General features: G+C 64.0%; 19 protein-coding genes. 10 read left to right on the forward strand and 9 right to left on the reverse strand.

The genetic code is table 11. From position 1 onward, the window contains the following. Positions 1–35: 35 nt before the first annotated feature. Both K6M89_RS30950 and K6M89_RS07785 read right to left on the reverse strand, forming a co-directional pair. Positions 36–602: a hypothetical protein gene (locus K6M89_RS30950; protein ID WP_097579932.1), complete on the reverse strand. Its 567-nt coding sequence runs from the start codon at positions 600–602 to the stop codon at positions 36–38. A gap of 184 nt (positions 603–786) precedes the next feature. Further along, positions 787–1,473 carry an ArsR/SmtB family transcription factor gene (locus tag K6M89_RS07785; protein WP_222139005.1) on the reverse strand — a complete coding sequence of 229 codons (687 nt, stop codon included), beginning with the start codon at positions 1,471–1,473 and terminating at the stop codon, positions 787–789. 72 nt (positions 1,474–1,545) lie between these two features. Here K6M89_RS07785 and K6M89_RS07790 point away from each other — a divergent pair, with 72 nt between their 5' ends. From K6M89_RS07790 to K6M89_RS07800, 3 genes are all read left to right on the forward strand, one after another. Continuing rightward, positions 1,546–1,875 carry an NIPSNAP family protein gene (locus K6M89_RS07790; RefSeq protein ID WP_222139006.1) on the forward strand — a complete coding sequence of 110 codons (330 nt, stop codon included), beginning with the start codon at positions 1,546–1,548 and terminating at the stop codon, positions 1,873–1,875. Further along, entirely contained in the window at positions 1,872–2,222 is a 351-nt protein-coding gene (locus tag K6M89_RS07795) for an antibiotic biosynthesis monooxygenase family protein (RefSeq protein ID WP_222139007.1), read from the forward strand. The genes K6M89_RS07790 and K6M89_RS07795 overlap by 4 nt, the downstream gene beginning before the upstream one ends. A 119-nt stretch (positions 2,223–2,341) precedes the next feature. Next, complete coding sequence (locus tag K6M89_RS07800; protein ID WP_039618319.1) at positions 2,342–3,484, forward strand: site-specific DNA-methyltransferase; 1,143 nt, start codon at positions 2,342–2,344, stop codon at positions 3,482–3,484. A 113-nt stretch (positions 3,485–3,597) separates the two neighbouring features. Here K6M89_RS07800 and K6M89_RS07805 read toward each other — a convergent pair whose 3' ends face one another. From K6M89_RS07805 to mutY, 3 genes are read right to left on the reverse strand one after another with little or no spacing between them, the layout of a single operon-like run. After that, a complete protein-coding gene (locus K6M89_RS07805; protein ID WP_097579927.1) occupies positions 3,598–3,963 on the reverse strand; it encodes a nuclear transport factor 2 family protein in 366 nt (121 codons plus the stop codon). A gap of 3 nt (positions 3,964–3,966) precedes the next feature. Further along, positions 3,967–4,581 carry an HAD family hydrolase gene (locus tag K6M89_RS07810; RefSeq protein ID WP_097579926.1) on the reverse strand — a complete coding sequence of 205 codons (615 nt, stop codon included), beginning with the start codon at positions 4,579–4,581 and terminating at the stop codon, positions 3,967–3,969. Between the two features lie 2 nt (positions 4,582–4,583). Beyond that, positions 4,584–5,687, reverse strand: coding sequence for an A/G-specific adenine glycosylase (gene mutY, locus K6M89_RS07815; protein ID WP_097579925.1), 1,104 nt, complete (start codon positions 5,685–5,687; stop codon positions 4,584–4,586). A 96-nt stretch (positions 5,688–5,783) separates the two neighbouring features. Between mutY and K6M89_RS07820 the strand changes: the two genes are divergently transcribed. The 6 genes from K6M89_RS07820 (at position 5,784) to K6M89_RS07845 (ending at position 11,759) form a co-directional block, all read left to right on the forward strand. Beyond that, positions 5,784–6,281 (forward strand): DUF721 domain-containing protein, encoded by a 498-nt coding sequence (locus K6M89_RS07820; protein ID WP_097663862.1) that lies wholly within the window; start codon positions 5,784–5,786, stop codon positions 6,279–6,281. Continuing rightward, complete coding sequence (locus tag K6M89_RS07825) at positions 6,281–6,475, forward strand: hypothetical protein (RefSeq protein ID WP_222139008.1); 195 nt, start codon at positions 6,281–6,283, stop codon at positions 6,473–6,475. The genes K6M89_RS07820 and K6M89_RS07825 overlap by 1 nt, the downstream gene beginning before the upstream one ends. 74 nt (positions 6,476–6,549) lie before the next feature. After that, the gene (locus K6M89_RS07830; protein WP_183918799.1) at positions 6,550–6,825 is read left to right on the forward strand and encodes a type II toxin-antitoxin system ParD family antitoxin; all 276 of its coding nucleotides are present in this window, start codon (positions 6,550–6,552) and stop codon (positions 6,823–6,825) included. A 4-nt stretch (positions 6,826–6,829) separates the two neighbouring features. Further along, positions 6,830–7,117 (forward strand): type II toxin-antitoxin system RelE/ParE family toxin, encoded by a 288-nt coding sequence (locus K6M89_RS07835; protein WP_312038614.1) that lies wholly within the window; start codon positions 6,830–6,832, stop codon positions 7,115–7,117. 154 nt (positions 7,118–7,271) lie between these two features. Further along, positions 7,272–8,042 (forward strand): DsbA family protein, encoded by a 771-nt coding sequence (locus tag K6M89_RS07840; RefSeq protein WP_438826581.1) that lies wholly within the window; start codon positions 7,272–7,274, stop codon positions 8,040–8,042. 255 nt (positions 8,043–8,297) lie between these two features. Beyond that, positions 8,298–11,759, forward strand: coding sequence for a chromosome segregation SMC family protein (locus K6M89_RS07845; protein WP_222139010.1), 3,462 nt, complete (start codon positions 8,298–8,300; stop codon positions 11,757–11,759). Positions 11,760–12,389: 630 nt separating this feature from the next. On the opposite strand, the gene K6M89_RS07850 is transcribed toward K6M89_RS07845, so the two are convergent. The 3 genes from K6M89_RS07850 to K6M89_RS07860 form a co-directional block, all read right to left on the reverse strand. After that, positions 12,390–13,040 (reverse strand): glutathione S-transferase family protein, encoded by a 651-nt coding sequence (locus K6M89_RS07850; RefSeq protein ID WP_222139011.1) that lies wholly within the window; start codon positions 13,038–13,040, stop codon positions 12,390–12,392. Positions 13,041–13,159: 119 nt separating this feature from the next. Next, complete coding sequence (locus K6M89_RS07855; RefSeq protein WP_222139012.1) at positions 13,160–13,693, reverse strand: nucleoside/nucleotide kinase family protein; 534 nt, start codon at positions 13,691–13,693, stop codon at positions 13,160–13,162. Positions 13,694–13,926: 233 nt separating this feature from the next. Further along, complete coding sequence (locus K6M89_RS07860; RefSeq protein WP_222139013.1) at positions 13,927–14,229, reverse strand: hypothetical protein; 303 nt, start codon at positions 14,227–14,229, stop codon at positions 13,927–13,929. 355 nt (positions 14,230–14,584) lie between these two features. Between K6M89_RS07860 and ppdK the strand changes: the two genes are divergently transcribed. Further along, positions 14,585–17,251: a pyruvate, phosphate dikinase gene (gene ppdK / locus K6M89_RS07865; protein WP_222139014.1), complete on the forward strand. Its 2,667-nt coding sequence runs from the start codon at positions 14,585–14,587 to the stop codon at positions 17,249–17,251. A 24-nt stretch (positions 17,252–17,275) separates the two neighbouring features. Here ppdK and K6M89_RS07870 read toward each other — a convergent pair whose 3' ends face one another. Beyond that, entirely contained in the window at positions 17,276–17,551 is a 276-nt protein-coding gene (locus K6M89_RS07870) for a hypothetical protein (protein WP_097579914.1), read from the reverse strand. Positions 17,552–17,689: the final 138 nt, after the last annotated feature.

The following is a 17,689-nucleotide window of genomic DNA, read 5'->3' on the forward strand; positions in this document are numbered from 1 at the left end:
TGTGGCCGACGCCATGGAGGCGCCGGCCGACGACGTCAGCAGCCCTTGGTGCCGGCGGCATCCTTCTTGACCTGGCCGGGCGCGCAGCCCTTCTTGCCCTTGTTGTCGTTAGAGCTGCCTGCGGCGCTGCTGCCGGTGCCGACGGTGCTGCCCGTCTTATCTCCGTCAGCCGACGAGGCGCCGGTTCCGACACTCGAGGCCGAATTCGCATCGCCCGAGCCTGCGGCGGAGCCGCCTGTGCCGACCGAGCTGCTCGATGTGCCGCCACCGGCCGACGAGCCGCCCGTGCCGAGCGTCGAAGCGGAACCGGAGCCCGATCCCGCGGCCGAGCCGCCGGTACCGACCGAGCTGCTCGACGTGCCGCCGCCAGCCGACGAGCCGCCTGTGCCCACAGTCGAGGATGAGCCGGGGGTGCAATTGGTCGCGCCGGCAGGGCAGGTGCCTCCGGCAGAGCTGCCACCAGTACCGACCGTGCTGCTCGCAGTTCCGCCGCCGGCCGACGAACCGCCGGTGCCGACCGTGCTCGACGATTGGGCGAAGCCGGAAGCCGCCGTGCCAGCCAGAAGGGCCGCAGCCAATGCCAGATGTGTGACCTTCATCATGGTGTATTCCTCCATTTGTCGTTGAGCTGCTGTCACCTTCAAAGAGAATGGACAGCTGCCAGACAAACTTCGATTACATCGTGACTGTTCCTATCCTAGGGCCTCAGTCGGATAGGTGCCGGACCTTGGTCTGGTCCCGTCGCCCCGAGGGTTGCAGAGCAACGAAAAACTTCGGGTCTATGCTTTATGCATCGACCGGAAACAGCCTCAGGAACTGCCTGTCGCCTTCCGGCGAGAAGAGGATCGAGCGGCTTTCGGCGGTGCGCCTGGCCCAGCCCTTGTCGAGAAAATTTGACAGCAGCGCCTTGCCGAGACTGCCGGCAAGATGGGCCCGCCGTTCGCTCCAGTCGAGGCAGGAGCGGCAGAGCGGCCGGCGCGAGGATCTGAGGTCGCTAACATCGATACCGATGCATTTGAGCTCGCTTTCGCCCTTTTCCGTCAACACCAGACCGTCTCCGACCGCGTCGATCGCGCCTGATGCAATCAGGCTGTCGAGCATCCGCACGCCGTAATCGCCGGCAAGATGATCGTAGCAGATGCGCGCCTTGCGCAGCGCCGGCTCCTTCGGTCCCGGCTGGTGGCGCAGATGTCCGCGTCCGGCGGCAAAGCCCATCATGCTTTCGATCAGCCGGGCGACGGCCTCGTCGGCCAGCGTGAAATAGCGATGGCGCCCTTGCTTGCGCTGGATGAGCAGCCCGCCGGCCTCGAGCTTGGCGAGATGCGTGCTTGCGGTTTGCACGGTGATGCCGCCGACGCCGGCAAGCTCGGTCGCCGTCAGCGCCCGGCCGCCGGTGAGTGCTGCCAGCATGTTGGCACGCGCCGGATCACCGATCAGCGCGCCGATCTGCGCAATGTCTGGACCTTCCTTCATAGTTCGATCGTAACCGAAGCATCGCCGTCAGGCAATGTGCGAAAACGGGTGAAGAGCCACAGGAGAAACGATATGATCACCTGCTTCATCCGTTATCAGATCGACCCCTTCAAGAAGGAGGCGTTTGCCGAATATGCCCGCAACTGGGGCCAGGCAATTCCGCGAAACGGCGCCGACCTGATCGGCTATTACAGCCCGCATGAGGGATCGGCAACGACCGCTTACGGCGTCTATAATATCGAAAGCCTCGCCGCCTACGAAGCCTATCGCGCCAGGCTGGCTTCCGACCCGCTCGGCCGTGAGAATTATGAATTTGCCCGACGCGAAGGCTTTATCCTGAAGGAGGATCGCATCTTCCTCAAAAATGTCTCCGCCCCTCACTCCAAGCTGGTGCTGCCATGATCGCCGTCATCTTCGAAGTCGTGCCCTTTATGGGCGAACGCCACAAATATTTCGACCTCGCCGGCGACTTGCGATCGGAGCTCGAAAAGATCGACGGCTTCATCTCGATCGAGCGTTTCGAGAGCCTGACCAACCGCGGCAAGCTGCTGTCGCTCTCCTTCTTCCGCGACGAGGAGGCCGTGCGAAATTGGCGCAACCTCGAAGCCCATCGCGCCGCCCAGCATGCCGGCCGCGGCGGCATCTTCGCCGATTACCGCCTGCGCATCGCCAATGTCGTGCGCGATTACGGCATGTTCGAACGCGACGAGGCGCCGGCCGATAGCCGCAGCGTGCATGACGCGGCGTGACGAGGGGAGGGATAGCTCTGCAATAAATTCCCGAATTCGGCCACCCCTTCAGGCTTTGGTAACTAAGTTGCGTAACCATAACGGACAGTTAAGCGTAAAGCGTATGAGTGAGTATCAGAATGGCATCAGTTTTTCCGCTTGCCGACCTCAAGGCCTCCGTCAAGTCGGATTCCCGGCCGGATTCTTGGGTTGACACGATCATCAAGGGCGATTGCGTCAGCGCCCTTGAAGCCTTGCCCACCCACTCCGTCGACGTCATCTTCGCCGACCCGCCATATAACCTCCAGCTCGGCGGAACGCTGCACCGTCCCGATCAGTCGCTGGTCGATGCCGTCGATGACGAATGGGATCAGTTCGCCTCCTTCGAAGCCTATGACGCCTTCACCCGCGCCTGGCTGCTCGCCTGCCGCCGTGTCTTGAAGCCGACGGGCTCGATCTGGGTGATCGGCTCCTACCACAATATCTTCCGCGTCGGCGCGACGCTGCAGGATCTGAACTTCTGGATCCTCAACGACATCATCTGGCGCAAGACCAATCCGATGCCGAATTTCAAGGGCCGCCGTTTCCAGAACGCCCATGAGACGATGATCTGGGCAAGCCCCAATGCCAAGGCCAAGGGCTACACCTTCAATTACGATGCGATGAAGGCCGCCAATGACGACGTGCAGATGCGCTCGGACTGGCTGTTCCCGATCTGCAACGGCAATGAACGGCTGAAGGGCGAGGACGGCAAGAAGGTGCATCCGACCCAGAAGCCGGAAGCGCTGCTCGCCCGCGTCATCATGGCCTCGACCAAGCCCGGCGATATTGTGCTCGATCCCTTCTTCGGCTCGGGAACGACGGGCGCCGTCGCCAAGCGTCTCGGCCGTCACTTCGTCGGCATCGAGCGCGAGCAGGATTATATCGATGCGGCATCCGCCCGCATCGCCGCCGTCGAGCCACTCGGCAAGGCGGAACTGACCGTCATGACCGGCAAGAAGGCCGAGGTTCGCGTCGCCTTCAACGTGCTCGTTGAAAGCGGCCTGATCAAGCCCGGCCAGGTACTGACCGATGCCAAACGCCGCTACAGCGCGATCGTGCGCGCCGACGGCACCGTCGCATCAGGCGGCGAGGCCGGCTCCATTCATCGTCTCGGCGCCAAGGTGCAGGGTCTCGATGCTTGCAACGGATGGACCTTCTGGCATTTCGAAGATGGGCAGTCCCTGCGCCCGATCGACGATTTGAGGTCCGTCATCCGCAGTGATCTGGCAAAGGTGGAGTGAGCACCACCTTCGCGGGATCGAAATACCTTCTTCCGGTTTCCTCCAGTTGCGGAAGAAGGGCAAGGCGCCCGGGGCTCGAACCCCGGGCGTCTTCTATTTTGGAGATCCAATCGTCAGAAGTCTTTGTAATCGGTGACGTCGACGCGGGTGATCCGGCCTTCGGCATTGAAGGTGATCGTCTCCTCGCCCTCGCGGATCAGCGGCTTGCCCGTCTTGCTATGGGTGGCGCGGAGCGACCAGACGGCCCGGCCGGACAGCGGCGTCAGCATCTCGACCAGCGAGTTTTCCGCCGTCTGATCGGGATAGTCGTCGAAATAGCGCCGGAAGGCGGCCATGATTTCGTGCCGTCCGGCAAGGCTGCCGACGCCGTTCGAGACATAGGTCGCGTCCTCGGCGAAATAGCCCTCGATAACAGGGAAATCGAGGGCGTTGATGGCGGCGTGGAAGCGTTCGATTTCCTCGGCCGGGTCGAAAGCCATGGCTCAGACCTTCAATCCGTAGGCGGCAAGATCGCTGCGCAGCTTCTCGGCGCCGGAGAACAGCACGGCGTTCCAGCCGAACGCCTTGGCGCCCTCGACATTGGCCGGCGCGTCGTCGATGAAGATCGTCGCCTTGGGATCGAGGCCGAAGCTTTTCGTATGGCTCTCGTAGATCGCGATATCCGGCTTGATCAGGCCGACATCGCCGGAAACGGTGACGCCGCGCGGCAGCTTGAGGAAGGGAAAGCGCTGCTGTGCCTCGCGAAAAGTGTCGGAGGCGAAATTGGTCAGCATCGTCACGTCGCGGCCTTCGGCAATCAGCCCCTCCAGGATGGCGACGCTGTCCTCATAGGCGTGCGGCACCATCTCGTGCCAGTATTTGCGGAAGGCGCGGATATGCTCTTCGCGGGCCGGATGCGCGGCAATCAGCAGCGCTTCGGCTTCTTCCCATGTGCGGCCGCGATCCTGCTCGACGTTCCAGTCATGGGTGCAGATATTGGCGAAGAACCAGTTGCGCTCGGTCTCATCGGGAATGAGGCGGGCGAAGGGAAGATGCGGATCGTAATGAATAAGGACTTTGCCGATATCGAAAACGATATGTCTTATCTCAGGGGTCATGGTTATGCCTTGGATGTTTTGAACGCGAGAGGAATAGCCGCTGCGATCGCTTTTTTCATGACGGTCGGCAAGGCCTGCGCCTCAAGATTTGTAACCGGCTCCCACCATTCGTCATTCACGCCACCATTCGGCTTCGGCTTTGCGGTGATCGCCGTGCGCCAGATCGACAACCGGAGTTCGAAATGGGTGAAGACATGGATGACGATGCCGCAGGCCTGCCAGGCCGCATCGAAGGGTGCGGCCGCAACTGACGTCTCACCGTCGAGCCGTGCCGTCCAGGCCGTCGTCGGCACTTCGGTCATGCCGCCGAGCAGGCCGCTTTCCGCCCGCCGCCTGAGCAGGATCTCACCGTCGCCCGTGACCGCGATGAAGGCGGCACCCTGGCGCACCGGCTTCTCCTTCTTCGCCGCCTTGACGGGAAAGAGCTCGGGATCGGAAAGCGTCAGCGCCTGACACGATCCCCGGAACGGACAGAGCGAACAGGCCGGCCGCTTCGGCGTGCAGATCGTCGCGCCGAGATCCATCATCGCCTGGGCGAAATCGCCGGGCCGATCGGCGGGCGTCATCAGCGCCACCTTGTCCTTCATCACAGGCTTTGCGCCCGGCAGCGGCGCCTCGATCGCATAGAGCCTGGAGATCACCCGCTCGACATTGCCGTCCATGACGGCCGCCTGCCGGTTGAAGGCGATGGCCGCGACGGCGGCGGCCGTATAATCGCCGATGCCCGGCAGCGACTTGAGGCCGGCTTCGGTATCGGGAAAGACGCCGCCATGCTCTTTCGCCACCGCTTCGGCGCATTTCTTCAGGTTGCGGGCGCGGGCGTAATAGCCGAGGCCGGCCCAGGCGGCCATGACGGCATCGCTTTCGGCCGCGGCAAGGTCGGTGACTTCAGGCCAGCGCGTGAGAAACCGCTCGAAATAGGGTTTGACCGCCTGCACCGTCGTCTGCTGCAGCATCACCTCCGACAGCCAGACGCGATAGGGATCGGGTTTGACGCCGCTGGCCGCCATGCCGGGCGACACCCGCCAGGGCAGGTCGCGGTGGTGCCGGTCGTACCAGTCGAGCAGGGGCTTTGCGGTGGGCGTGTCGGGTGTCGTGATCGTCATGATTTGCCGGGATCGGGGGAAGTGCCTATACTTGGCGAAGCAATGGCCAGCGATCAAGGCGGCCGCGCCGATTGGCAGCCGTGCCCAAGGGTTTCGATGAGTTATCCACGCAAAGATGTAAAGCAGATTTCCGAGCTGGCGAACGGGCTGATCGATCCCGTCCTGGCGCGCCGCGCCGGCATCAACACGGCTCTGCTCGGCTCGTGGAGCGAAATCGCCGGCGAGGATTTCGCCGATTGCACCCGCCCGGAAAAGATCGCCTGGGCCCGCGGCGGCGGCGATGACGGCGGCTTCCGCCCCGGCGTGCTGACGATCGCCTGCGAAGGCGCGCGCGCGCTTTTCCTCACCCATGCCCAGGGCGAACTCATCCAGCGCATCAACAGCTTCTTCGGCTTCGCCGCCGTCCACCAGATCCGCATCGTCCAGAAGCCGGTCTCCCAGGCCGTCCGCCGCTCCCGCACCCCGCAGCCGCTGAAAGGCGAAGCCGCCCGTAAGCTCGAAGGCATGATGGAGGGGATAGAGGGCGACAAGCTGCGCCAGGCGATCCAGCGGCTGGGGACCGCCGTGATGGGCAAGCGGGGAAGTGGGCGCTGATGAGCAAGACGCCCAAATTTTCCCGCAACGCCAAGATAGGCGGCCTGACTCAAGCCCGTGCCGAAAAAATCAGTGCGGTTGAAGGCCTGGTGCTCAGCCCGCGTATGCGTCAGCTTCTCGCCGAAACCAAAGATCAGCCGCCTGAAAAACGTCGCCAAGCGATCCGCGCGCAGTTTGCACGTAAGCTGGCCTGAGCGGAGACGTTAAACCTCTCTTGAACTGCAGCGCAGGTGTATTACACTGTAATGATCTGACCGGAGCTAACAGGATGCGCAGCAGCAAACCCATTACAGTCACGCTCGGCAGCCAGCAGAAAAGCTTGGACGCGCGGCTACAATCAGGTGCCTATAGCTCAGCAAGCGAGGTTATCCGCGCTGCGTTGCGCGCACTCGACCGGGAAGAAGATGCGATCGACGAAATCATGCGTCAGAAAATTCGTGAGGCGATCGACGATCCGGGTTCGGACGTTGATGCTGATACGGTTTTTGAGCGGCTCGAACGTCTGCATGCGGACCGGATGAAGGCTGGGCGTGGTGGCGTTTAAGGTCGTGTTTCGCCCCAGAGCGGAGAAGGATCTGTTTGAAATTTATGAATTCATTGCTGCCGACAATCGCCCGGCGGCGATCGAATTCATCCGCCGGCTGCGACAATTTTGTCATCAGCTCGAAGACATGCCGGAAAGGGGATCGCCGCGCGAGGATTTTGCTCCGGGCGTTCGCATTTTGGTTTTCGAGCGGCGTGTGACCATTGCTTACCGGATCACCGAGGATCGGGTACAGGTGCTGAGGCTGTTCTACGCCGGCAGGAATACGCCTTCGGCCTTCCACCGAAACTGAGAATCGCGCATTTCGGACGCGAGGTCAGGCTCTCGGTCCCATCGCGGTCACAATTCTTTGAAGGAAGTTGGCGAACCGTGGCTTGTGAGCGGCCGTCAGCCGTTATATCGCACAGTCACGCCGTCACTCTCATACCTATGGGGAACCCATGCAGATGTCCGAAATGCAACTGACGAAACGCCGCCTCCTGGGTGGGATCGCCATCGCCGCAGCTGCTGCAGCGCTTGTCGCCTGCAACGACAGCAAGGACGCTGCCGATGCTTCGTCCTCCGGCAAGACCATGGCCGATGGCGCCAATGTCGATACCATGCAGACGTCGGCGACGTCGGCGACCGGCATGCCGGAGTCAGACGGCGATGTCGACATGGCCGAGGTGCTGAAACCCGGCGCGCTGCCGGAAATGGCGCTGGGCAAGGCTGACGCTCCTGTCAAGATCGTCGAATACATGTCGATGACCTGCCCGCATTGTGCCCATTTCCACAACACCACCTTCGACACGATCAAGCAGAAATACGTCGATACCGGCAAGGTGCAGTTCATCATCCGCGAATTCCCCTTCGATCCGCGCGCTGCCGCCGCCTTCATGCTCGCCCGCTGCAGCGCCGCCACTCCGGGGCAGATGAGCACGCCGGAGCAGTATTTCCCGATGGTTTCGATGCTGTTCAAGCAGCAGCAGGTCTGGGCCGCCGCCGATGATGGCCGCGCCGCACTGCTGCAGATGTCGAAGTTGGCCGGATTTACTGAGGATAGCTTCACGAAATGCTTGACGAACCAGAAGCTTCTGGATGAAGTGAACGCCACGCGGGAAAGGGGATCCAAGGATTTCGGCGTCGATGCCACGCCAACGTTCCTCATCAATGGCAAGCGCTATTCTGGAGACATGCCGGTTGACACCATGTCGAAGCTCATCGACAGCCTCATCTGAACCGGACCGTTTGACGATGACGGGCGACGGCGAAAGCCGTGCGCCCGTTTTTCGTTTTCGGCGCAGTTTGCTGCTGTGGCCCCCTCATCCGCCTGCCGGCACCTTCTCCCCGCTGGGGCGAAGGGGATTTGCCGCAGCGTCTCGATTCCCTCTTTTCCCCAGAGGGGGTCCGAAGGACGGGTTGAGACCCGTGGCTCAACCCCGGTCGGTGCCCGTAGGGCGGATGAGGGGGCTTCCTGCCGTGGATATTTCCGCATGAAGTTCAACAAGCTGCGCGTGGTCGGCTTCAAATCCTTCGTCGAGCCGACGGAATTCATCATCGAGCGGGGGCTGACGGGCGTCGTCGGCCCGAACGGCTGCGGCAAGTCGAACCTCGTCGAGGCGCTGCGCTGGGTGATGGGCGAGAATTCCTACAAGAACATGCGCGCCTCGGGCATGGACGACGTGATCTTTTCCGGTTCCGGCAACCGCCCAGCGCGCAACACCGCCGAAGTCGCGCTCTATCTAGACAATGGCGAGCGTACCGCGCCCGCCGCCTTCAACGATGCCGACGAGATCCAGGTCACCCGCCGCATCGAGCGGGAACAGGGCTCGCTCTATCGCATCAACGGCAAGGAAAGCCGCGCCAAGGACGTGCAGCTGCTGTTTGCCGACGCCTCGACCGGGGCGCGATCACCCTCGATGGTCGGCCAGGGGCGCATCGGCGAGCTGATCCAGGCAAAGCCGCAGGCCCGCCGCCAGCTCTTGGAAGAGGCGGCCGGCATTTCGGGCCTGCATTCGCGCCGCCACGAGGCCGAACTGCGCCTGCGCGCCGCCGAAACCAATCTCGAACGCCTCGACGACGTCACCTCGCAGCTCGAAAGCCAGATCGAGAGCCTGAAGCGCCAGGCCCGCCAGGCCAACCGCTTCAAGACGCTGTCGGCCGATATCCGCGGCCGCGAGGCGATGCTGCTGCATATCCGCTGGGTGCAGGCCAAGGAGGCGGAAGCCGAGGCCGACAGCGCGCTGAACCAGGCAACCGTCATCGTCGCCCAAAAGGCGCAAGCCCAGATGGAGGCGGCCAAGAACCAGGGCATCGCCAGCCTGAAACTGCCGGAACTGCGCGAGGGCGAGGCGCGCGCCGCCGCCGCGTTGCAGCGCCTGCAGATCGCCCGCAGCCAGCTGGAGGAGGATGCCGGCCGCATCCTGCGCCGCCGCGACGAGTTGACTCGCCGTCTCGCCCAGCTGGCGGAAGATATCCGCCGCGAGGAGCGGCTGGTCGCCGACAATGCCGTCATTCTCGCCAAGCTCGACGCCGAAGAGGCGGAAATAACGGAAATCCTCGCCGATTCCGGCCGTTATGCCGAGGAAACCCGCGAGGCTTTCGAGGGGGCGGCGGCAAAGCTTGCCGACAGCGAACGCATCTTCGCCCAGCTGACCGCCGAGCGGGCCGAGGCTGCTGCCGGCCGCAACCAGCTGGAGCGCGCCATCCGCGATCTCGCCGACCGTCGCATGCGCCTCGAACGGCAGATGAACGAGGCCAACCAGGAACTTGCGGCTATCGGTGAAAAGATCGCCGGCCTGCCCGATCCCGACGAGAAGCGCGCCATCGTCGAGGCCGGCGAAATCGCGCTTGCCGATGCCGAAGCCGCCGTCCAGGGCATCGAGCAGGCGCTGGCCGCCGCCCGCCAGACCGAAGCGCTGTCCCGCGCCCCGGTCGAGCAGGCCCGCGCCGGCCTCAATGCTATCGAAACCGAGGCCCGCACCATTTCCCGCATGCTCGCCGCCGGTGCGGCCGCCGGCAAGTTTCCGCCGGTCGCCGACGAGCTGAAGGTCGATCGCGGCTTCGAAACCGCGCTGGGGGCTGCGCTCGGCGACGATCTGGAGTCGCCGCTCGATGCCGAGGCGCCGGCTCATTGGTCGCAGAATGGCGATGGCGCCGGCGATCCCGCGCTTCCCGCAGGCGCCACACCGCTGTTGACCCATGTCCGCGCCCCCGCCGCGCTCACCCGCCGCTTGCGCCAGATCGGCCTGGTCGACGAGGCCGAAGCGCAAGCGCTGATGGCGGCGCTGAAGCCCGGCCAGCGCCTGGTGACGAGAGAAGGCGCCGTCTATCGCTGGGACGGCCATGTCGCCGGCGCCGATGCTCCGAGCGCTGCCGCCCTGCGCCTTGCCCAGAAAAACCGCCTGGCCGAGCTCGAAGGCGAGGCGGCGATCGCCCGTGACGTGCTTGCCGAAGCCGAGGAACGGCAGGCGGCCGCCGCCGAGGCGATCCGGGTGGAAGAACGCAAGCTCGCCGAAGCCCGCGACATGAGCCGGCTGTCGGCGCGTCATCTGGCCGAAGCGCGCGATGCGCTTGCCGCGGCCGAGCGTGCCTCCGGCGATCTGATCCGCCGCCGCGATGTCGTCAGCGAGGCTGCTAGCCAGCTCGGCGCGCAGCTGGAGGAGATCGGCATCCAGGAGGAAAATGCCCGCATCGAGCTGGAGGACGCGCCCGATCTGACGGAGATCGACGAGCGGCTGCGTTTCCAGCAGGCGGAGTTGGCGACCGACCGCGGCGCGCTGGCCGAGGCCCGCGCCCGCCATGAAAGCCTCGCCAGGGAAAACGAAGCCCGCCAGCGCCGCATCATGGCGATCGGCCAGGAGCGCGAGACCTGGCGCCAGCGGGCGGCAAGCGGCGAAAATCATGTCGCGACACTGCGCGAGCGCGAGGAAGAGGCACGCGAAGAGGCGGCCGATCTGGAAATGGCGCCTGATGAATTCGACGACAAGCGCCGGGCCCTGCTCTCCGAATTGCAGAAGGCCGAGGAGGCGCGCCGCAATGCCGGCGATCTCCTGGCCGAGGCCGAACGCATCCAGCGCGAGGCCGACCACAAGGCGGCAACGGCGCTTTCCGAACTTGCCGAATGCCGCGAACGCCGCGGCCGCGCCGAGGAGCGCCTGGTCTCGGCCCGCGAGAAGCGGCAGGAAAGCGAAAGCCGCATCCGCGAGGTGCTGAACGTTCCCCCGCACGAGGCGCTGCGGCTCACAGGCCTGCAGCCGATGCAGGCGCTGCCCGATCCGCGCGAGGTCGAGCGCGATCTGGAGCGGCTGAAGATGGAGCGCGAGCGGCTCGGCGCCGTCAACCTGCGCGCCGACGAGGAACAGAAGGAACTGAGCGAAAAGCTCGAAGCGCTGATCAAGGAGCGCGACGACGTCATCGATGCGATCCGCAAGCTGCGCGGCGCCATCCAGAGTTTGAACCGCGAAGGGCGTGAACGGCTGATCGCCGCCTTCGACGTCGTCAACGGCCAGTTCCAGCGGCTGTTCACCCATCTGTTCGGCGGCGGCACCGCCGAGCTGCAGCTGATCGAATCCGACGACCCGCTGGAAGCCGGCCTCGAAATCCTGGCCCGGCCGCCCGGCAAGAAGCCGCAGACCATGACGCTGCTCTCAGGCGGCGAACAGGCGCTGACGGCAATGGCGCTGATCTTTGCCGTCTTCCTCACCAATCCGGCGCCGATCTGCGTGCTCGACGAGGTGGACGCGCCGCTCGACGACCACAATGTCGAGCGCTATTGCAACCTGATGGACGAAATGGCGGCCTCCACCGAAACCCGCTTCGTCATCATCACCCACAACCCGATCACCATGGCCCGCATGAACCGCCTCTTCGGCGTCACCATGGCCGAACAGGGCGTCTCCACCCTGGTCTCCGTCGACCTGCAGACCGCCGAACGCCTGCGCGAGATCGCGTAAGGTTTGCGTGGCGGCTGTGCTCCCAGGGTCAAGCCCTGGGATCACCGAGGAGAGGTGGTGCCTGGCCGCGCCGGGCGCGATGAAGCTACGGCCGGCGCTGAGGAGCACGCTGCATCGCCGGTGCGTCTGGCGAGAACGCCAACCACACTCTCCGTCATCCCAGGGCTTGACCCTGGGATCCACGACCAAGCAGGTGGACTTCCATTTCTCTGCGGTTGGACGCCTTCGCTATTCACCCAGTGCCAGCCGCATGGATCCCAGGGTCAAGCCCTGGGATGACGGAGGAGAGGTGGTGCCAGGTTGACGGAGGACAGGTGGTGCCAGAATGACGGAGGAGAGGTGGTGCCTGGGTGGCGTAGGAGAGGTGGTGCCAGGTTGACGGCGGAGGTGGTGCTCGCTCGACGGAGGAGAGAAGATCCGAGTGGACGGAGCAGAGGTGGTGCCAGGAGACACGAGCCGCGCCGGGCGCGATCAACCGAGCGCGACGGAGAAAGCTGCATCGGCGGTGCGTCTGGCAGCAAAGCCAACCACCTCTCCGTCATCCCAGGGCTTGACCCTGGGATCCACAACCAAGCCACTCGGCTTCTATTTCTCTACAGTGGGACTGTTCACCGACCCGGCCTGATCCACTCACCCACCCGACGCGGCCTGGAACACCGCCAGCTGTGCGGCGAAGGCGCGCTGGTAGGCCGGGCGCGCCTCGGCGCGGGCGACATAGCCGGCGAGGTTCGGGTATTCGTCCAGGATGTTCGATGATTTCAGCCGCAGCAGCACCGAGACCATCAGCAGGTCGCCGGCGCTGAAGGCGCCATCGAGCCAGTCGGCATCGCCGAGGCGGGCGGAAAGGCTGTCCAGCCGTTTGCGGATGCTCTCCTCGAGCGCGCGCAGGCGCTGCTCGTACCAGGGCTGGTCACGTTCGAGGATCCTGGTGAGGCTGTGATCGAAGACCGGCGGCTCCACGGTGTTGAGCGCGGCAAACATCCATGAAATCGCCCGCGCCCGAGCATTGGTTTCGTCCGGCAGCAGGCCGCCGTGACGCTCGGCGATGTGCAGCACGATCGCGCCGGACTCGAACAAGGTGAGATCGCCTTCCTCATAGGTCGGGATCTGCCCGAAAGGCTGGAGCGCCAGATGCGCCGGCTCCTTCATCGCCTTGAAGGAGACGAGGCGAACCTCGTAGGGCTGCCCCACTTCCTCGAGCGCCCAGCGAATCCGCATGTCGCGCGCCAGGCCGCGGCCGCGATCGGGCGAACGCTCAAAGGCGGTAATGGTGATCGTCATCGCTTCCTCCATCGCTGTCTGTCTTGAAGACGTCCGGCCGGACGGGGTTCCGACATCGATATTCGAGATAGTCCTCGCCGCCGCTTCGCATAGGGCGAACGCCCTGCCGGCGCCGCACGTCAGCCTTCTGCCTCGCCGCATTTCGACAGAATCTCGTCGACGACGACGGCGAGCGGCGCCGTGGCGTCGATGCGCAGCGCATGCTGGGGAATATCCTCTTTCGTCGCATGCAATCGCATGATCAGCGCCTGTTCGGCCTGTCGTCCGCCGAACTCGTCTTCGGGCTTGGCGGCAAGCCGGCGCTTCAGCGTGTCGAGATCGACATCGAGCTCGAAAACCGCGTCGAACCAATCGACGAAGCGGGGAAGATTGCGAGAGCCACCGCAGAAGAACGAGATGAGGCTGCGTCGATCGACGATCATGGCTCTGACCTTCCCGACATCCCAGAGGTGATGCGCGTGCACCCATGCGGTGCGGTCCGCCACGCTCTCGTCGGCAGGCGCGTCCACCGGTTTTCCGGTCGTGGGATCGCCGCGATAGGCAAGCTCCCGGTCGCCATGGACGACATGGTAGCCACGCCGCTGCAGCTCTTCGGCCACCGCGGTCTTGACGGCGCCGGAAACGCCTTCAATCAGATAGTTTCTGACGCCCATGTCGATGATCTCTGAAACAGCCGTCCTCATTCAACGGCGCGATTGGCTTACCATGGTTGCCGCCGCTGCGAAACGCCTGGGATGGTGTCGCCAGGTGGAATGGATCCCAGGCTCGAAGGCCTGGGATGACGGAGGAGCGGGGCGTTTCCGTCATGGTCGCTCGGAATGCTTCTTGCATCTCGCCGAGCCGCCTCCGATGGCGGGCGCCGAGGGGCGTCCCGGCCTTGGGAGCTTCAAGTTCCGATCAATCGGCGTGCATTTTTCGCGCATTCGGCGATAAACACCAAAAAAGGTCGGCTGTCTTGCGCCCCGTACCCCATTTGGGTGATGCTCTTTTCGCTGACTTGCATTAGAAGTTGTTTCAACGCAACCTGATTACTTTGCTGAAAAAAGCGGGCGCTCAGCGTGGCGGATGTCGAATTTGCGATGCGCTTTCCGGGTAGAGGGCAAGAATCCGGGGAGCTGTTTGGAGCAATGACGGGGGCGTAAGGCGGCTTTCCAGGCATTGCGGAAAACAACGATCGGAATGGTTCCATGAACCGTTCCGGGTTGCGGGACCCCCCGTCCGGTTTTCCTGGCCGGACGGAAACAAGGCTTTGCGGGGCAATGTTGCAGCCCCGCAAAGCTTTTTTTATGCCTTGTTCCCATCAGGCGCGGTTCATAGTTTGACCGGATTGCCCGCGAAAATATTGTGCGGCGCAGCATTTTTGCCGCATTTGTCGATTTTCATTTCAACTCCAAGGCATTAAGCTAATCATGGAGGCTGCTGACAATGCCGGCCAAGTTTCTCTTCGTTATCCCCCGGACAAGGCCTGGGATGACGCCGGAAGGAGGGCGAGGCAGTCGACAGCTGAAGGATCACGCTGATCCTTCCGTGGTGTTGGGGGGAAGATGACCAAGTGGGTCTATAGGTTCGGCGACGGACAGGCTGAGGGCGGCGCGCGCGACCATGAAATTCTGGGCGGCAAGGGCGCCAATCTCGCAGAAATGTGCGCGCTCGGCCTTCCCGTTCCGCCGGGACTGACGATCGTCAGTCACGCCTGCAACACCTATTACAACAATGGCGGCCATATCGAGGACGGGCTGAAGGCCGAGATTCGCGCCGGCATAGCGGCGATCGAGGCGATCACCGGCCGCCATTTCGGCTCGGTCAGCCAGCCGCTCTTGCTCTCCGTGCGCTCCGGCGCCCGCGTCTCGATGCCGGGGATGATGGACACCGTGCTCAATCTCGGCCTCAACGACGAGACCGTGCAGGCGCTCGGCCATGATGCCGGCGACGCGCGTTTTGCCTGGGACAGCTACCGTCGCTTCATCCAGATGTATGCCGATGTCGTCATGGGTCTCGGCAACGATGCCTTCGAGGAGATCCTCGAAGACGAGAAGGCCAAGCTCGGCCACGAGTTCGATACCGAGATCAGTGCCAGCGAATGGCAGCATATCGTCTCCCTCTACAAGACGCTGATCGAGGAGGAGCTGGAACAGCAGTTTCCGCAGGATCCGGAAGTCCAGCTCTGGGGCGCGGTCGGCGCGGTCTTTTCCAGCTGGAAGAGCGCGCGCGCCGTCACCTACCGCCAGCTCCACAATATTCCCGAAGGCTGGGGCACCGCCGTCAACATCCAGGCGATGGTCTTCGGCAATCTCGGCAATGCGTCTGCGACCGGCGTCGCCTTCACCCGCAATCCCTCGACCGGCGAGAAGGCGCTTTACGGCGAATTCCTCGTCAATGCGCAGGGCGAGGATGTCGTTGCCGGCATCCGCACGCCGCAGAGCATCACCGAGGAGGGGCGGATTTCCTCCGGCTCGGAAAAGCCCTCGATGGAAAAGCTGATGCCGGAGGCTTTCCAGGAACTCAGCCGCATCTGTTCCGAGCTCGAGATCCATTATCGCGACATGCAGGATATCGAATTCACCATCGAGCGCGGCAAGCTGTGGATGCTGCAGACCCGCGCCGGCAAGCGCTCGACCCGGGCGGCGATGAAGATCGCCGTCGACATGGTCGATGAGAAGGTGATTACCGAGGAGGAAGCGGTGCTGCGCATCGAACCCTCAAGCCTCGACCAGCTGCTGCACCCGACGATCGATCCGCGCGTCACCCGCCAGGTGATCGGCACCGGCCTGCCGGCTTCGCCGGGGGCTGCCACCGGCGCCATCGTCTTCACCGCCGAAGAGGCGGTCGAGGCGGAATCGGAAGGCCGCAAGGTGATCCTGTTGCGCGTCGAGACCAGCCCGGAAGATATTCACGGCATGCATGCCGCCGAAGGCATCCTGACGACGCGCGGCGGCATGACCAGCCATGCGGCGGTCGTCGCCCGCGGCATGGGCACGCCTTGCGTCGTCGGCGCCGGCACCATGCGCATCGATCAACGCAACGAGCGGCTGCTCGGCATCGGCGTCACCCTGAAGAAGGGCGATATCATCACCATCGACGGCTCGGCCGGCCAGGTGCTGAAGGGCGAGGTGCCGATGATCCAGCCGGAGCTTTCGGGCGATTTCGGCCGCATCATGGGCTGGGCCGACCGCGCCCGGCGCATGACCGTGCGCACCAATGCCGATACGCCGGCCGATGCGATGGCCGCCCGCTCCTTCGGTGCCGAGGGCATCGGCCTTTGCCGCACCGAGCACATGTTCTTCGAGGGCGAGCGCATCCATGTCATGCGCGAGATGATTCTCGCCGAAAACGAGAAGGGCAGGCGGCTGGCGCTCGACAAGCTCTTACCGATGCAGCGCACGGATTTCACCGGCCTCTTCACCGTCATGCACGGCCTGCCGGTGACCATTCGCCTGCTCGATCCACCGCTGCACGAATTCCTGCCGAAGACCGATGACGAGGTCGCCGAAGTCGCCTTCGCCATGGGCATGGAGCCACTCGCTTTGCGCCAGCGCGTCGATGCGCTGCACGAGTTCAACCCGATGCTCGGCCATCGCGGCTGCCGGCTGGCGATCTCCTATCCCGAAATCGTCGAAATGCAGGCGCGCGCCATCTTCGAGGCGGCGGTGGCCGCAGCCCAGGAGACCGGTGCTGCGGTCGTGCCTGAGATCATGGTGCCGCTGGTCGGCCTGCGCTCCGAGCTCGATTACGTCAAGGCCCGCATCGACGAGGTTGCCGGCGATGTCATGGCCGAGGCCGGCATGAAGATCGATTATCTCGTCGGCACGATGATCGAGCTGCCGCGCGCAGCCCTGCGCGCCCACGTGATCGCCGAAGCCGCCGAATTCTTCTCCTTCGGCACCAACGACCTGACGCAGACGACTTTCGGCATCTCGCGCGACGATGCCTCCGCCTTCATCCCCACCTATCAGCGCAAGGGCATCATCGAGCACGATCCCTTCATCTCGCTCGATTTCGACGGTGTCGGCGAATTGATCAGCATCGCCGCCGAACGCGGCCGGCGCACCCGCAACGACATGAAGCTCGGCATCTGCGGCGAACATGGCGGCGACCCGGCCTCGATCCGCTTCTGCGAGACGATTGGCCTCGATTATGTCTCCTGCTCGCCGTTCCGCGTGCCGATCGCCAGACTGGCGGCGGCGCAGGCGGTGATTTCAGCGGGCAGGTAAAGACGCCGGCGGCGCCTTCGGTGGTCAGTAGCGATACCGCCAGCGATCGCGGTAGACATAGGGGCCGTTCAGATCCCAGGCCATGCGGTTCATCATCTCGGCACTTTGCGCCCGTGATTCAGCCCGGCGGTCGAGATCGATGCGCTGCAGGCAGGTGGCAAAACCATCTGAGCCGCGGCGGAAACCATAACTCAGGCACTGCCGCTCATCCGCCGCCCGCCGCTCCTCCGGCGTCATCGTCTGGCAGGCGGAAAGGCCGGCGATGGTGGCGAGAAGGGTGATGAGGAGAGCGATGCGCATCGGGCTATTCCTTGCTTTTCCCTGAGGAAAGGCCATTCGGCTGCGGGCGTCAAGCTGTAGGCGCGGGGCGAGTCCCTGGTTTCGCTGGCGGATGGCTGACAGGGATGCCGACCTATAAATGGTTTCTTCTGCCCACCC

The sequence above is a fragment of the Rhizobium croatiense genome, assembly GCF_019793465.1.
GTDB classification, from domain to species: Bacteria; Pseudomonadota; Alphaproteobacteria; order Rhizobiales; family Rhizobiaceae; genus Rhizobium; species Rhizobium croatiense.

Excerpts from the sequence above, each read along its gene's own strand:
- K6M89_RS30950 (WP_097579932.1), bottom strand. The coding sequence starts at position 602 with ATGATGAAGGTCACACATCTGGCATTGGCTGCGGCCCTTCTGGCTGGC.
- K6M89_RS07785 (WP_222139005.1), bottom strand. The coding sequence starts at position 1,473 with ATGAAGGAAGGTCCAGACATTGCGCAGATCGGCGCGCTGATCGGTGAT.
- K6M89_RS07790 (WP_222139006.1), top strand. The coding sequence starts at position 1,546 with ATGATCACCTGCTTCATCCGTTATCAGATCGACCCCTTCAAGAAGGAG.
- K6M89_RS07795 (WP_222139007.1), top strand. The coding sequence starts at position 1,872 with ATGATCGCCGTCATCTTCGAAGTCGTGCCCTTTATGGGCGAACGCCAC.
- K6M89_RS07800 (WP_039618319.1), top strand. The coding sequence starts at position 2,342 with ATGGCATCAGTTTTTCCGCTTGCCGACCTCAAGGCCTCCGTCAAGTCG.
- K6M89_RS07805 (WP_097579927.1), bottom strand. The coding sequence starts at position 3,963 with ATGGCTTTCGACCCGGCCGAGGAAATCGAACGCTTCCACGCCGCCATC.
- K6M89_RS07810 (WP_097579926.1), bottom strand. The coding sequence starts at position 4,581 with ATGACCCCTGAGATAAGACATATCGTTTTCGATATCGGCAAAGTCCTT.
- mutY (WP_097579925.1), bottom strand. The coding sequence starts at position 5,687 with ATGACGATCACGACACCCGACACGCCCACCGCAAAGCCCCTGCTCGAC.
- K6M89_RS07820 (WP_097663862.1), top strand. The coding sequence starts at position 5,784 with ATGAGTTATCCACGCAAAGATGTAAAGCAGATTTCCGAGCTGGCGAAC.
- K6M89_RS07825 (WP_222139008.1), top strand. The coding sequence starts at position 6,281 with ATGAGCAAGACGCCCAAATTTTCCCGCAACGCCAAGATAGGCGGCCTG.
- K6M89_RS07830 (WP_183918799.1), top strand. The coding sequence starts at position 6,550 with ATGCGCAGCAGCAAACCCATTACAGTCACGCTCGGCAGCCAGCAGAAA.
- K6M89_RS07840 (WP_438826581.1), top strand. The coding sequence starts at position 7,272 with ATGTCCGAAATGCAACTGACGAAACGCCGCCTCCTGGGTGGGATCGCC.
- K6M89_RS07845 (WP_222139010.1), top strand. The coding sequence starts at position 8,298 with ATGAAGTTCAACAAGCTGCGCGTGGTCGGCTTCAAATCCTTCGTCGAG.
- K6M89_RS07850 (WP_222139011.1), bottom strand. The coding sequence starts at position 13,040 with ATGACGATCACCATTACCGCCTTTGAGCGTTCGCCCGATCGCGGCCGC.
- K6M89_RS07855 (WP_222139012.1), bottom strand. The coding sequence starts at position 13,693 with ATGGGCGTCAGAAACTATCTGATTGAAGGCGTTTCCGGCGCCGTCAAG.
- K6M89_RS07860 (WP_222139013.1), bottom strand. The coding sequence starts at position 14,229 with ATGGAACCATTCCGATCGTTGTTTTCCGCAATGCCTGGAAAGCCGCCT.
- ppdK (WP_222139014.1), top strand. The coding sequence starts at position 14,585 with ATGACCAAGTGGGTCTATAGGTTCGGCGACGGACAGGCTGAGGGCGGC.
- K6M89_RS07870 (WP_097579914.1), bottom strand. The coding sequence starts at position 17,551 with ATGCGCATCGCTCTCCTCATCACCCTTCTCGCCACCATCGCCGGCCTT.